The sequence below is a fragment of the Streptomyces sp. NPDC048106 genome (assembly GCF_040706415.1).
Taxonomy (GTDB): Bacteria; Actinomycetota; Actinomycetes; order Streptomycetales; family Streptomycetaceae; genus Streptomyces.
Genome location: NZ_JBEZND010000004.1, coordinates 229,076 through 242,321 on the forward strand (window position 1 = coordinate 229,076; position 13,246 = coordinate 242,321).

The following is a 13,246-nucleotide window of genomic DNA, read 5'->3' on the forward strand; positions in this document are numbered from 1 at the left end:
CCGGGACCCGGTCGGCAGCCATGTCCCGGCCCATTTCCCGGCCCATGTCACGGCCTATGCCGTCCAAGGCGTGGTCCCTGCTGTATCCCATGCCGACCTCCTCGGCCGGTTCGTCGCCGCCCGAGCCGTCCGGCCGGTCCGGCTTGGGGCGGGCGGCGCCCCAGCCGAGGTCGTCGCGCGGCTCGGCACCGCCCGGTGCCGCCTCGTCCTGGTGGGCCAGTTCCGCCCAGACCAGCAGCCCGGAGCCGTGCTCCTGCGCACCCCAGGACCGGCACAGCGCCCCGACGAGGAGCAACCCCCTCCCGTGCTCCTCGTCGGGCCGCTGCGGGGACGGATGGGGCTCGCCGGGGGCGCACCCCTCGTCGCGTACGGCGATGCGCACCAGGTCGTCGTGGTCGTGCAGCTCGCACACGACCCGCGTGCTCGCGGTGTGCACGATCGCGTTGGTGACCAGCTCCGATATGACCAGAGCCGCACTGTCACAGGTGTCCGCGCACACCGACCAGCCGGTCAGCCGGGCATGCGCCAGGCGCCGTGCCCGGGCGACGGAACCCGGATGCGCGGCCAGCTCGAAGCGGAACCGGCGCTCGACGGCGGTGCCCCCCTGCGGGGCCACCATCGCGGCGGCGAGACCGGGAGGGCCTGCGGCGGCGTCTGTTCCTAAGGGCGCGGACGGAATCACGCCTGCCACTATCGCCCCGCCGTGGACACTTGGCAAGAGTCACTCTGAAAAATGCAGAGTGCGCTGTGACTCGGTCAGGCGCCGTGGCACACTGCTCGCAACAGCACGTCGCGCGGCGCCAATTGGGTCCATCGAAGGTCCGACCCGGTCTTCGAGTGAGTCTTCGAACGGCGCCGCAAGGCTGTCAGGGTCCCTATGAGCGAAGGCTTTCGGTGGAGGTGGGAGCGTGAGCGAGCCGCGGTCCGCGCCGACGGTGGGTCAGGTGGTCCTCGGACGGCGCCTGCTCGACCTGCGGGAGCGCGCCGGACTGAAGCGTGAGGACGCCGCCCGGATACTGCGCGTCGCCCCCGCGACCGTCCGCCGCATGGAGATGGCCGAGGTCGCCTTCAAGATCCCGTACCTCCAGCTGCTGCTGAAGGCCTACGGGGTCCCCGACGAGGAGGCGGAGGCCTTCGTCCAACTGGCCGAGGAGGCCAACCGCCCCGGCTGGTGGCAGCGTTTCCACGACATCCTGCCGGGCTGGTTCTCCATGTACGTCAGCCTGGAGGGCGCCGCGAGCCTCATCCGCTCCTACGAGCCGCACTTCGTCCCCGGACTGCTCCAGACCGAGGACTACGCGCGCGGAGTGCTCAGGTCCGGGGCGATCGGCGAGACGAGCCCGGACGACATCGAGCGCCACGTCGCGCTGCGCATGCGGCGCCAGGAACTGCTCACCCGGCCCGACGCGCCCCGTTTCTGGGCCGTGATGGACGAGACCGCCCTGCGCCGCCCGGTCGGCGGCCCCGAGGTGATGCGGGCCCAGTTCGGCCGGCTCATCGAGGCCGCGAGCCTGCCGAACGTGACGCTCCAGATCGCCCCGTTCGAGAACGGCCCGCACCCCGGGACGTACGGGCCCTTCGTGCTGTTCCGATTCGCCATGTCAGAACTGCCGGACATGGTCTACAGCGAGTACCTGACCGGCGCGGTCTACCTCGACGCGCGCGCCGAGGTGGCGACCCACCTTGAGGTCATGGACCGCATGGCGGCGCAGGCCGCCACGGCACAACGCACGAAAGAGATCCTCCGGGATCTTTGCAAGGAGCTGTGAATGAAACACATGAAGCCGCGTGCCCGCGTCTACAACGGCATGCCCGCACGGGAGTTGGGCAGCGAGGGCTGGCACAAGCCCTGGAGCGGCGGCAACGGCGGCAACTGCCTGGAGGCGATGAAACTGGCCGACGGCCGCATCGCCGTACGCCAGTCCACCGACCCGGACGGACCGGCCCTGATCTACACCACCGACGAGATGACCGCCTTCATAGAAGGCGCCAAGGCGGGGGAGGCCGACTTCCTGCTTTCCTGACACGTGTCGCTTGTGTTGCTACTTGCTCGACTTCTCATCTTGAAACCAGACTTGACAATCCATCACCACAGACGTTTACGGAGTGCCGCATGAGCGGGCAGGACCCGACGGCCGTTGAGATCGACACCAGCAAGCCGCATCCCGCACGGATGTACGACTGGTACCTCGGTGGCAAGGACAATTACCCCGTCGACGAGGAAATGGGCCGCCAGATGCTGGCGCTCGAACCCCGGGTGCCTGTGATGGCCCGGGTCAACCGCGCCTTCATGCACCGCGCCACCAGGTGGCTGGCCCAGCAGGGCGTACGGCAGTTCCTGGACATCGGCACCGGCATACCGACCGAGCCCAACCTGCACCAGGTCGCCCAGGAGATCGCGCCCGACGCCCGCGTCGTCTACTGCGACAACGACCCCATCGTGCTGGCCCACGCGGCGGCCCTGCTGCGCAGCACGCCCGAGGGTGCCACCGAGTACCTCCAGGCCGACGTGCGCGACCCCGACGCGATCATCGCCGGCGCCCGGGAGATCCTCGACCTGAAGCAGCCGGTCGCCCTCTCCATGATCGCCCTGCTGCACTTCATCACGGACGCCGACGGCGCCCACGAACTCGTCACCCGGCTGCTCTCCGAACTGCCCTCCGGCAGCTACCTGATGATGACCCACGCCACCTCCGACTTCACCCCGGAGGAGTCCACCACCGCCACCGCGAAGCTCAAGGGCGCCGGCATCACCATCGCCCTGCGTTCCCGCGCGGAGTTCACCCGCTTCTTCGACGGCCTCGAACTGGTCGACCCCGGCGTCGAGATCGTCCACAAGTGGCACCCCGAACTGGGCGAACCGGTCCCCGGCCAGGACGACGGGGTGATCCCCGGATACGGCGCGGTGGCGCGCAAGCTCTAGACGCTCCGGGGGCGGCGCGCACGGCTGCCGCCGCCCCCGGTCACACCCGCATCGGCTTGTCCCTGGGCGAGACCGGCGCGGGCAACTGCGTGCTGCCCGTCAGATACCGGTCGACGGCCGCCGCCACCGCCCGCCCCTCCGCGATCGCCCAGACGATCAACGACTGCCCGCGCGCCGCGTCCCCGGCGGCGAACACCCCGGGGACATTGGTCGCGAACCCGTCGTCGCGCGCGATCGTCCCGCGCGCGTCGAGCGCCAGCCCCAACTGCTCGACCAGCCCGTCCTCCCGGTCCGGCCCGGAGAACCCCAGCGCGAGCAGCACCAGATCGGCCGGGATCGTCCGCTCCGTGCCCGGCACCGGCCGCCGCAGCTCGTCGACCTCCACCAGCTCCAGCGCCCGCACATGCCCACCGCCGTCCCCGGCGAACCGCAGCGTCGACGCCGCGAACAACCGCGCGTCCGCATCCGCCGCCGGCGCCGTCCGCAGCTCCCGCGCCTCCTCGTGCGCGGGCGACAACCGGTAGATCTTCGGATACGTCGGCCACGGCTCCGCGTACTCGTCGCGCTCCGACCCCGGCTGCGCGTAGATGTCCAACTGGGTCACGGACGCGGCCCCCTCCCGCACCGCCGTGCCCAGACAGTCCGCCCCGGTGTCCCCGCCCCCCACGATCACCACATGCCGCCCGGCCGCCGACAACGGCGAAACCGCCAGATCCCCCTCGCCCACCCGGTTGGCCAGCGGCAGATACCGCATCGCCTGGTGTATCCCCTCCAACTCCCGGCCCGGCACCTGAAGTTCCCGCCACACCGTGGCACCCGTGGCGAGCACGACGGCGTCGTACCGCGTCCGCAGCTCCGCCGCGTCGACATCCCGCCCGACCGCCGTCGAGGTACGGAACCTCGTCCCCTCCGCCCGCATCTGCCCCAGCCGCCGCTCCAGATGCCGTTTCTCCATCTTGAACGAGGGGATGCCGTACCGCATCAGCCCGCCGAGCCGGTCGTCCTTCTCGTACACGGCCACCGTGTGCCCGGCCCGCGTCAGCTGCTGCGCCGCCGCGAGCCCCGTCGGCCCCGAGCCGATCACCGCGACCGTCCTCCCCGACAGCCGCTCCGGCGGCCGCGCCGGCACGAAACCCTCCGCCCAGGCCCGGTCGGCGATCGCACACTCGACGTTCTTGATGGTGACGGCCGGCTGGTTGATCGCCAGCACACACCCCGCCTCACAGGGCGCCGGACACAACCGCCCGGTGAACTCCGGAAAGTTGTTCGTCGCGTGCAACCGGTCGCTCGCCGCCCGCCAGTCCTTCCGGGCCACCAGGTCGTTCCACTCGGGGATGAGATTGCCCAGCGGACAGGCATCGTGGCAGAACGGGATCCCGCAGTCCATGCACCGGTCCGCCTGCGTGCTGATGATCGGCAGCAACGCCCCCGGCGCATACACCTCGTCCCAGTCCCGCACCCGTTCCTCGACGGGCCGCCTCGCCCACTCCTGACGCGGCGTGGTCATGAACCCCTTGGGATCGGCCATGATCGTCTTCCTCGCCTACGGGCACCGGGGACCGGCCACCCGACGGCCACACGCCACCAAGCGGCACATATCGGCACTCTTCCGGCCACGATACGTCCGTGACGGGGGCGGCGCAGGGCGGGCGGCTGGGTCGGATCCGAGGAGCGCGGGGCGGGCTCGGCCGGGACGGAGCCGGGGGCGCCGCCCGCACCCTGCAGCCCCGGCCGGGCGTCCGCCTACGCTCAGCCCACGCCCTCCCCAGCCCCCTGCCACGCCCGCAGCACACCCTCCACGGCCGGGGCGATCCGGCGCCGGGCCTCATACCGCGGCACCCCGCTCATCAGCAGCCGGTCGTACGACGTGTCCACATGCCGCACGCCCGCCACGACCGCCGAGACCACCGCACCCTCGGACAACGCCCGCCCCGCCGCACTGCGCCCCACCCGCCCGCTGCCCCGCACGGAGGCATGCGCCGCGATCGCCCGCGCCCGCTCCACCGGGCACCCCGGGAACAACCGGAGGATCTCCGCCGCGAACGCCGCCGCGAACCGTTCGTCGTCCGCCACCCTGCGCCGCGCGTCCCGCGCCCGCCGTCGGCGCCGAGCCTCCGCGTCCGCCAGGCACCGCTCCTCGGCACGGGCCAGCGCCGCCTCCTCCACGAGCACACCCTGCCGCTCGTAACGGGCCTTCCGCCGGTTGAACCGCACCACCACCGCCGACAACGCGCTCTCCTCCCGCGACCTGCGGGTCAGCGCCGTGTCACCACGCGGCAGAAAGACCAGGTGACCGAGGTCCGCGCAATCCAGACAACGGGGGACACCGTCCTCCAGCACCAACAGCGACAGCGGCCCACGCCGACAGGCGGAACAGCGCTTGTGTCTGAGGGGCTGGATGACGACAAGTCTGCTGGAGAGGTGGGGGGTTGAGGGTATTTCCATACCCTTTCCCTTCCCTGTCTCGGCCTTTGCCCCCCGCCCGGCTTTCTTTCCGTTTCTACGGGGGTACCGCTGCCACCTTTATGGGGTCCTGTCGGCCTGCTGCCATCTCTTCGGGGGCCCCGCGGCCCAGCTGCCACCTTTGCGGGGGCCGCCGGCCCGCTGCCGTCTCTTCGGGGGCCCCGCCCCCCGCCCCCACCCCCGCGCCCCCTCCCTCGCCCTCCACCCCCAGCCCCCGCACGCCCCAAACCCACCCGGCATCATGTCCCTGTGCGACTCGAAGCGATCACCTGGGAACGGCTCGCCGAACTGCTCGCCGACCGCCTGGCCGGCCTGGAGGCAGCCGACGGCGGTGCGTGGTTGCGCGTCGGCTTCGACGGGGCTCCGGCCGCCCGTCCCGGGGACCTGGCCGAGCGGGTCGGGGAGGCGCTGCGGGTGCGCGGCCGGCCCTCTCTGGTGGTCGGAGCCGAGGGCTTTCTGCGTCCCGCCTCACTGCGCCTGGAGCACGGTCGGCGCGACGCGGAGTCGTACTACGGCGGCTGGCTCGACACCGGCGCCCTGTGGCGTGAGGTGTTCGGCCCGCTCGACCCCGGCGGCAGCGGGCGCGTCCTGCCCGACCTGTGGGACCCGGCCACGGACCGTGCCACTCGCAGCCCCTATGTCCAGCTCCCGCCCGGCGGCGTCCTGTTGCTCCACGGCCCCCTTCTGCTCCGCCACTGGTTCCCGTTCGACCTGACCGTCCACGTCCTCCTCTCCGCGGCCGCCCTGCGCCGCCGTACTCCAGAGCCCGACCACTGGACGCTCCCCGCCTTCGAGCGCTACGAGGCGGAGACCGACCCGGCCGGCATGGCGGACGTCCTCGTCCGTGCCGACGATCCACGCCACCCCGCCTGGCGCGGCTGACCCCCGACGGCCGCACCGGACCGGCACCGCCCGCACCGGACCACCGGGCCCCGACCATCGGCCATCATGGCCGCCGGTCAGAGCCAGCCGTTACGGCGGAAGCCCCGGTACAGCGCCAGGCACGCCGCCGCCATCACCCCCATGGCCAGCGGATAGCCGAACCGCCAGTGCAGCTCCGGCATGTGGTCGAAGTTCATGCCGTACACCCCGCACACCATGGTCGGTACGGCGATCACGGCCGCCCACGCCGTGATCTTCCGCATGTCCTCGTTCTGCGCGACCGTCACCTGCGCGAGGTGCGCCTGCAGAATGGAGTTGAGGAGTTCGTCGAAGGCGGCTATCTGCTCCTTGGCCCGGATCAGATGGTCGAGCACATCCCGGAAGTACGCCTGTATGTCGGGGGCGACGACCCGGAGGGGCCGGGTGGCCAGGTCCTCCAGGGGGCGGGCCAGCGGCACCACCGCCCGCTTCAGCTCCAGCAGTTCACGCTTCATCTGGTAGATGCGCCCAGGGTCGAGCCGCGCGCCCGCTTCCGAGAACACCTCCGTCTCCACCTGGTCGATGTCGGCCTGCACCGCGTCCGTCACGCTGAGGTAGCCGTCGACCACATGGTCCGCCAGAGCGTGGAGCACCGCTGCCGGTCCTTTGGAGAGCTGGTGCGGGTGTGCCTCCAGCTCCTCGCGCAGCGGCCCCAGCGATCCGTGCCGGCCGTGCCGCACCGTGATGACGAAGTCCTCGCCCACGAAGGCCATGATCTCGCCGGTGTTCACCACCTCGCTGGTCGCCGTCAGCCGTTCGTGCTCGACGTAGCAGACGGTCTTGAACACGGCGAACAGGGTGTTGCCGTAGTGCTCCAGCTTCGGCCGCTGATGGGCCTCGACCGCGTCCTCCACCGCCAGGGGATGCAGGTCGAACAGCTCGGCGACGCCCGCGAACTCACGGTCCGTCGGCTCGTGCAACCCCAGCCAGACGAAGCCCTCGCCGGTCTTGCGGACCATCTGCACGGCTTCCAGCAGGTCGGTGCACTGCGGTACCCGTATGCCGTCCTGGTAGGTCACACAGTTGACCACCGAGGAGCCCAGGGGCGAGCGGGCGGGATGGCTCAGGTCCACGCGCGGCCGCCGTCGGGCCAGCTGTGCGACCTTGCGCAGGCCGCCGGTCCCGCCCAGCTTCGTGACCTTCCGCAGGTTCCCTGCCATGGACATCTGGATCTCCTCGCGTGGATCTCCTCGTGCGACGCTTTCGCGCCCTGGGCCGAAAGTCTGCCAGTCCTGGGCAAGAGGCGGGCAAGCCTGTGGAAAAGTGGCGTTCCGCTTGGTTGCCGCCTGTGGAAAACCTCCGCGCACACCTGCCCGCGCCCGAGGAGCCGACCGGCCGGACCCGCCGTTCAACTGGGATGATTGCGGTATGACGGCATCCGACGGGTATCTCCTGGACAACCAGCAGCGCGAGGCGGGCGAGCGCTTCGACGCCTTCGCCACACTGTTCGACCCCACGACCTTCCGGCACATCGAGGCCCTCGGTATCAAGCCGGGCTGGCGCTGCTGGGAGGCCGGGGCCGGCGGCACCTCCGTGGTGTCCTGGCTCGCGCGGAAGGTGGGGCCGGGCGGCAAGGTCGTCGCCACCGACATCGACACCTCTCGACTGGCTCCCGTGGACCACCCGCCGGTGGAGATCCGCACCCACGACGTCGGCGCCCAGGAACCGCCGGGGGACGGCTTCGACCTGGTCCACGCCCGGCTCGTCCTCGTCCATGTCCCGGACCGTGAACGGGCGTTGAGGTCCATGATTCAGGCGCTGAAGCCCGGCGGGCGACTGCTCATCGAGGACGCCGACCCCGCCCTCCAGCCGCTGACCTGCCCCGACGAGCACGGACCCGAACAGCGGCTCGCCAACCGGCTCCGCCAGGGCTTCCGCAGCCTGCTCGCCGAACGGGGCGCCGACCTCTCCTACGGCCGCCGACTGCCGCGCCTGCTCAGGGAGGCCGGACTGCACGACGTCGAGGCCGACGGCTTCTTCCCCATGACCTCGCCCGCCTGCACCGCCCTGGAGGCCGCGACGGTCCGCCAGATCCGCGGCCGGCTCCTCGACGCGGGCCTGGCCACCGACGCGGAGATCGACCAGCACCTGGCCAACGTCGAGGCCGGCGACATGGACCTGACCACGGCACCGATGATCTCGGTGTGGGGTCGCAAGGCGTAACACCCTGCCACGCGCGGCGTCCCGGGCTCGCGTGCGGTCGCTGCCCGCGCCCGCCCCGGGCGACGCCCTCCTCAGCCGCCCCGGCCCGCCCCCTCCCGGGCCGCCCCGCCCCGGTGCGGGGGTCTGCCGCCGACCCGGCCCACCGCCCGCGCTCCCGCCCGGCATCCCCGTGCCGCCGCCTCCTCCGGATCCGCGCCCACGAGAAGGGCGGCGAGGAAGGCGCCGGTGAAGGCGTCACCGGCGCCCGTGGTGTCCCGCGCGGTCGCCGGTACGGCCGGGACCCGCACCGGCGTGCCCCCCAAACGGGCCACGAGCGCCCCGTCCGCCCCCGCCTTGGCCACCACCAGCGGGACGACACGACTCAACTCGGCGGCCGCCTCGACCGGTTCCGCCAGCCCCGTCAGCAGACACGCCTCGTCCCGGCTGGGCAGCAGCGCGTCCAGCCCCTCGGCGAAGGCGAGGAACCGGTCGGCCCCCAGTTCCACCAGGAACCCGGCCGACGCCGGATCCATGCTGACCGGCACGCCCCGCGCGCGGGCGGCCGCGAGCGCGACCCGTGCGAGCGCCCGGCTCGACTCCGTGAACAGCAGATAACCCGACAGATGCAGCCAGGCCACCCCGTCGAGCAACCCGCCCGACCAGTCCGCGGGCTCCAGCCGCAACGACGCCCCGCTGTCCGTGAGGAACGTACGCTCGGCCGCCGCGCCCGCGTCGACCAGGCACACCACCGTCCCGGTCGCCGCCCGCGGATCGACCACCAGCAGCGGCCGCACCCCGGCCGCGACCAGCTCCCGCTCGTGCCACGCCGCCGACTCCGCGCCCACCCGGCCGAGCAGCCGTACGTCCGCACAGCCCGAGTGGGCCGCCCAGCAGGCCACGTTGGCGCCCGCGCCGCCCGGCAGCGTCCGGATCACCGCGGCGGTGTCCGTACCGGCCGCGAGCGGTCCCCGGTGCCGGGCGACCACGTCCGTGACCACGTCCCCGACGACCAGCAGCGCCCCTTCGCGGCCCCCGGTCACCCCCGCGCCCACGCTGTGGCGATCCGCGCCCCCAGCCGCACGTTGCCGCGCACCGCCGCCAGGTTGGCGCGCAGCGACGCGCCGTCGGTGTGCCGCACGAGGTAGTCCAGCAGGAACGGCGTCACCGCCTGACCGGTGACGCCCCGCTCCGCGCAGGCGGCGAGCGCCTCGCGGAGCACCCGCGCGTGCAGCGCGGGGTCTAGCTGTTCCGCCTCCGGCACCGGATTGGCGACGACCAGCGCCGACTCCGCCGCGCCCAGCGCGTCCTGGGCCCGCATCACCTCCGCGACCTCCTCGGGAGTGCGCAGCGTCCAGTCGACCGGATGCCCCGAGTCGGACAGATAGAAGCCGGGGAAGCGGTCCGTGCCGTACCCGGCGACGGCCACGCCCAGCGTCTCCAGCCGCTGCAGGGTCGCGGGCACGTCCAGGATCGACTTCACCCCCGCGCACACCACCGTGATCCCGGTACGCGCCAGCAGCCCCAGGTCGGCCGACTCGTCCTGGGTCACCGTCCACTCCCGGTGCACTCCGCCCAGCCCGCCGGTGGCGAAGACCCGTATGCCCGCCAGCGCGGCCAGCCGCGCGGTCGCCGACACCGTGGTCGCCCCGCTCGCCCGCGCCGCCATGGCGAGCGGCAGGTCGCGATGGCCGAGCTTGCGGATGCCGCCGTCGTTGGCGACCCGCTCAAGCTGCGCCTTGTCCAGGCCGATCAGCGGGCGCCCGTCGAGCACGGCGACGGTCGCCGGCACCGCGCCCTCGCCGCGTACCGCGTCCTCCAGCTCCAGGGCCACCCGCAGATTGCGCGGGCGGGGCAGACCATGGGCGATGATCGTGGACTCCAGGGCCACCACCGGCCGCCGCGCGTCGATCGCCTCCCGGACCTCTTCCGACACCACCAGCACCATGTGCGCGCCTCCTGTCCGCCGGTCCCTGCCGGTATCTCTGGCAGGCGCCGGCCACGGCTAAACGCCCAGCGGCCCGGCACCGCGCGGGAAACGCCCGTACTGGCGCGAACGGCGCCCGGCCCTGGCCCGATACGACGGGCGGCCGTCAGAACAGCGGCTCGGGAAGCACCCCTTCCAGGGCGAGCAGCCGCCGCTTGGTCTCCAGCCCGCCCCCGAAACCCCCGAGCCCACCGTCGCTCTCGACCACCCGGTGGCACGGCACGACCACCGGCAGCGGATTGGCACCCATCGCCGCCCCGACCGCCTGCGCCCCGCCGGGCTGCCCCACCCGGCCGGCGAGATCGCCGTACCCCACCACGCTGCCGTACGGCACTCCGGATGCCAGCTCCCGCAGCACCTGGCGGTTGAAGCCGGAGATCAGCGACCAGTCCAGCGGCAGCTCGAAGTCCTGCCGCTCGCCCGCGAAGTACGCCCGCAGCTGGCGTATCGCCTCGGCCAGCACCGGCGCCCGCGGATCCGCCACGGGCGCGCCGCCGAACCGTGCCGCCAGCCGCTCCAGCGTCCGCTCGCGCACCGCGTCGGTGGCGTGGAAGACCACGTTGACCAGCCCGTTCCTGGTCGCCGCCAGCATCAGCGGGCCGATGTCGGTCGCGACGACGGCCCACACCACCCGCTGCTCGTCCTGCCCATGGCTGTCCATGCGCCCACGGTACGACCCACCACTGACAGCGCCCGCCGCTCCGGCTCGGCCAGGCCCCGGCACGCCCGCCCGCCCGCTCGCCTCGGCCGAGGCCTGGCTCACTTCGCGTCCAGCCCCGCCCGCACCACGTCCGCCTTGCTGCTGATGATCCCGTCGACGCCGTACCCGGCGACCTTGCGGGCGGTGGCCGCGTCGTCCACCGTCCAGGCGTACACCCCGAGCGGCCGGTCGTGCGGCCCGCGGACGCTGTGCACCGCCGACACGTACGACTTCGAGAGCGATCCGTACGACGGGTTGATCAGGTCGGCGAACCGCGCGTACCGCGCCAGCTGCGAGACCGGGGGCGCGCCGAGGTAGGCCGTGGTCACGGCGGGCCTCAGCTCGTGGACGGTCCGCACGCTGTCCGCGCTGAAGCTCTGCACGACGAGCCGCTTCAGATGCCCGCGGTCCAGCCAGCCCTCGTTGCCGAGGACCTTCAGGGTCTGCTGTTCGATGCCCGGGTACAGCTCCGGGTTCTTGACCTCAAGGAGCAGGTTCTCGTGGTTGTGCTCGACCCGGCGCATGTACTGCTCCAGCGTCGGCACGCGCGTGCCCGCGAAGGCGGGGGAGAACCAGCTGCCCGCGTCCAGCCGGGCGATCTCGGCGGCGGTGAAGTCCTTCACCTTCCACGGAGCCCGGCCGGGGAAGACCTTCTCGACGTTCGTGGTGCGCTTCAGGGTGTCGTCGTGGATGACCACCAGTTCGCCGTCCTTGGTGCGCTGGACGTCGTTCTCGACCCAGGTGGTGCCCACCCGCGCCGCCTTGTCGATCGAGGGCAGCGTGTTCTCGGGGGCGTAGGCGGGGGCGCCCCGGTGGCCGATCACCAGGGGCGCCTGGCCGCCCGCCTTGGCGTCGGAGGTGAGGCTCACCAGGGCCACCGCGGACAAGACCGCCAGGACCACGGCGGCCAGAGCGGCGACCAGGCGCGCGTGCATACGTACTCCTCGCGTCGAGCGGAAACCGACAGCACCAGACTGACAGCAGAGCGGCAACGGTACGCGGCCGTACGAAGGCCACATATCCCGGGAAGACGCACCCGGGTCCTCACCGGTGCACCACAACTGCGGCAAGGGCGTGTTTCTTTGCCGGAAAGTCGTTCGACCATTCCGGTGGCAGTCATACTCTCAGCGACACCCCCGGCTGCCCGCGCGGTCCTGGTACCGCGCGGATTTTCAGGGTTTCCGGGACATACGAGGGCGAAGGGCAGCCGCGGATGCAGGGCATGGTCGACGGTTTCGGCTACGGGGCCGTCACCCCGTTGGTGGCCTATCTGATGGCCTGCTTCGGCGGCGCCCTCGGACTGCGCTGCATCACCCGTTCCTTGCTGGTCACGCACTCGCGGCGGCCGGCCTGGCTGGCCCTCGGCGCCGCCGCGCTCGGCTGCGGCACCTGGACGATGCACTTCGTCGCCATGATGGGCTTCAGCATCGTGCGGACACCGGTCCACTACGACGAGCCGGTCACCTACGCGAGTCTCGGGCTCGCCGTCGTCATGGTCGGCATAGGAGTCTTCATCGTCGGCTACGGGGGCGCCACCGGAGCGCCGCTCTTCACCGGCGGCACCATCACCGGGCTGGGCGTCGCCTCGATGCACTACCTCGGCATGGCCGGCATGCGGTTCCACGGACGGTTCGCCTACAGCACACCCACCGTCGTCGTCTCCGTCGCCATAGCGGTCGTCGCCGCGACCGCCGCCCTGTGGGCCGCCGGACGCGCCCGTGGCCTGCTCCCGACCGTGGGGGCGAGTCTCCTGATGGGCGTCGCCGTCAGCGGCATGCACTACACCGCCATGGCCGCCCTCAGTGTCCACCTCGACGGCGCCGCCGAGACCACCGCCGACGCGCCGGACGCGTCCGCGCTCGTCCCCATGCTGCTCGGCCCGCTCGTCCTCCTGGTCCTCGCGGGCGTCGTCGTGATCCTCGACCCGATGCTGGTCCTGCGCCACCCCGACCGCGCGCCCGCCCTACCCGCACCGGGCGTCCCGGCCGCCGCCCTCATCCCCCGCACCGGCCACCGGCCCGCCGCCCCCCACCAGCACCATCGCTCCAACCGGAGGCCCGTACGGCAGGGCGCCCGCACCCCGCAGAACCGCTGACCGGAACCCGTTGTCAGT

At 72.5% G+C, this 13,246-nt stretch carries 13 protein-coding genes and 1 pseudogene; 6 read left to right on the top strand and 8 right to left on the bottom strand.

What is annotated here, in order from left to right:
* Positions 1-121: 121 nt before the first annotated feature.
* Positions 122-691: pseudogene (locus AB0927_RS05740) on the bottom strand (ATP-binding protein); the annotation flags it as partial.
* A 217-nt stretch (positions 692-908) separates the two neighbouring features.
* Between AB0927_RS05740 and AB0927_RS05745 the strand changes: the two are divergent.
* The 3 genes from AB0927_RS05745 (at position 909) to AB0927_RS05755 (ending at position 2,923) form a co-directional block, all read left to right on the top strand.
* Positions 909-1,769 carry a helix-turn-helix transcriptional regulator gene (locus AB0927_RS05745; protein ID WP_366666266.1) on the top strand — a complete coding sequence of 287 codons (861 nt, stop codon included), beginning with the start codon at positions 909-911 and terminating at the stop codon, positions 1,767-1,769.
* Positions 1,770-2,024: a DUF397 domain-containing protein gene (locus AB0927_RS05750; RefSeq protein ID WP_366666267.1), complete on the top strand. Its 255-nt coding sequence runs from the start codon at positions 1,770-1,772 to the stop codon at positions 2,022-2,024.
* Between the two features lie 89 nt (positions 2,025-2,113).
* Positions 2,114-2,923, top strand: coding sequence for an SAM-dependent methyltransferase (locus tag AB0927_RS05755; protein ID WP_366666268.1), 810 nt, complete (start codon positions 2,114-2,116; stop codon positions 2,921-2,923).
* Positions 2,924-2,963: 40 nt separating this feature from the next.
* Here the strand turns inward: AB0927_RS05755 and AB0927_RS05760 are convergent, their stop codons facing one another.
* Both AB0927_RS05760 and AB0927_RS05765 read right to left on the bottom strand, forming a co-directional pair.
* Positions 2,964-4,451: a glutamate synthase subunit beta gene (locus AB0927_RS05760; protein WP_366666269.1), complete on the bottom strand. Its 1,488-nt coding sequence runs from the start codon at positions 4,449-4,451 to the stop codon at positions 2,964-2,966.
* Positions 4,452-4,672: 221 nt separating this feature from the next.
* The gene (locus AB0927_RS05765) at positions 4,673-5,368 is read right to left on the bottom strand and encodes a DUF2293 domain-containing protein (RefSeq protein ID WP_366666270.1); all 696 of its coding nucleotides are present in this window, start codon (positions 5,366-5,368) and stop codon (positions 4,673-4,675) included.
* A 267-nt stretch (positions 5,369-5,635) separates the two neighbouring features.
* Here AB0927_RS05765 and AB0927_RS05770 point away from each other — a divergent pair, with 267 nt between their 5' ends.
* Positions 5,636-6,268, top strand: a complete 633-nt coding sequence (locus AB0927_RS05770) for a uridine kinase (protein WP_366666271.1) — start codon at positions 5,636-5,638, stop codon at positions 6,266-6,268.
* 77 nt (positions 6,269-6,345) lie between these two features.
* On the opposite strand, the gene corA is transcribed toward AB0927_RS05770, so the two are convergent.
* Complete coding sequence (corA, locus tag AB0927_RS05775; RefSeq protein ID WP_366666272.1) at positions 6,346-7,473, bottom strand: magnesium/cobalt transporter CorA; 1,128 nt, start codon at positions 7,471-7,473, stop codon at positions 6,346-6,348.
* 202 nt (positions 7,474-7,675) lie between these two features.
* Between corA and AB0927_RS05780 the strand changes: the two genes are divergently transcribed.
* Entirely contained in the window at positions 7,676-8,470 is a 795-nt protein-coding gene (locus tag AB0927_RS05780) for a methyltransferase domain-containing protein (RefSeq protein WP_366666273.1), read from the top strand.
* A gap of 71 nt (positions 8,471-8,541) precedes the next feature.
* Here the strand turns inward: AB0927_RS05780 and AB0927_RS05785 are convergent, their stop codons facing one another.
* The 4 genes from AB0927_RS05785 to AB0927_RS05800 form a co-directional block, all read right to left on the bottom strand.
* Positions 8,542-9,501 carry a PfkB family carbohydrate kinase gene (locus tag AB0927_RS05785; RefSeq protein WP_366666274.1) on the bottom strand — a complete coding sequence of 320 codons (960 nt, stop codon included), beginning with the start codon at positions 9,499-9,501 and terminating at the stop codon, positions 8,542-8,544.
* The gene (locus tag AB0927_RS05790; RefSeq protein WP_366666275.1) at positions 9,486-10,394 is read right to left on the bottom strand and encodes a pseudouridine-5'-phosphate glycosidase; all 909 of its coding nucleotides are present in this window, start codon (positions 10,392-10,394) and stop codon (positions 9,486-9,488) included. The genes AB0927_RS05785 and AB0927_RS05790 overlap by 16 nt, the downstream gene beginning before the upstream one ends.
* A gap of 145 nt (positions 10,395-10,539) precedes the next feature.
* Positions 10,540-11,094, bottom strand: a complete 555-nt coding sequence (locus AB0927_RS05795; protein ID WP_366666276.1) for a methylated-DNA--[protein]-cysteine S-methyltransferase — start codon at positions 11,092-11,094, stop codon at positions 10,540-10,542.
* A 98-nt stretch (positions 11,095-11,192) separates the two neighbouring features.
* Entirely contained in the window at positions 11,193-12,068 is an 876-nt protein-coding gene (locus AB0927_RS05800; RefSeq protein WP_366666277.1) for a glycerophosphodiester phosphodiesterase family protein, read from the bottom strand.
* 278 nt (positions 12,069-12,346) lie between these two features.
* Between AB0927_RS05800 and AB0927_RS05805 the strand changes: the two genes are divergently transcribed.
* The gene (locus AB0927_RS05805; RefSeq protein WP_366666278.1) at positions 12,347-13,228 is read left to right on the top strand and encodes an MHYT domain-containing protein; all 882 of its coding nucleotides are present in this window, start codon (positions 12,347-12,349) and stop codon (positions 13,226-13,228) included.
* The last annotated feature ends 18 nt before the right edge of the window (positions 13,229-13,246 follow it).

Bases quoted from the DNA above. Each gene is read 5' to 3' on its own strand.
- AB0927_RS05750 (WP_366666267.1), top strand. From the start codon at position 1,770: ATGAAACACATGAAGCCGCGTGCCCGCGTCTACAACGGCATGCCCGCA.
- AB0927_RS05755 (WP_366666268.1), top strand. From the start codon at position 2,114: ATGAGCGGGCAGGACCCGACGGCCGTTGAGATCGACACCAGCAAGCCG.
- AB0927_RS05760 (WP_366666269.1), bottom strand. From the start codon at position 4,451: ATGGCCGATCCCAAGGGGTTCATGACCACGCCGCGTCAGGAGTGGGCG.
- AB0927_RS05765 (WP_366666270.1), bottom strand. From the start codon at position 5,368: ATGGAAATACCCTCAACCCCCCACCTCTCCAGCAGACTTGTCGTCATC.
- corA (WP_366666272.1), bottom strand. From the start codon at position 7,473: ATGTCCATGGCAGGGAACCTGCGGAAGGTCACGAAGCTGGGCGGGACC.
- AB0927_RS05780 (WP_366666273.1), top strand. From the start codon at position 7,676: ATGACGGCATCCGACGGGTATCTCCTGGACAACCAGCAGCGCGAGGCG.
- AB0927_RS05790 (WP_366666275.1), bottom strand. From the start codon at position 10,394: ATGGTGCTGGTGGTGTCGGAAGAGGTCCGGGAGGCGATCGACGCGCGG.
- AB0927_RS05795 (WP_366666276.1), bottom strand. From the start codon at position 11,094: ATGGACAGCCATGGGCAGGACGAGCAGCGGGTGGTGTGGGCCGTCGTC.
- AB0927_RS05800 (WP_366666277.1), bottom strand. From the start codon at position 12,068: ATGCACGCGCGCCTGGTCGCCGCTCTGGCCGCCGTGGTCCTGGCGGTC.
- AB0927_RS05805 (WP_366666278.1), top strand. From the start codon at position 12,347: ATGCAGGGCATGGTCGACGGTTTCGGCTACGGGGCCGTCACCCCGTTG.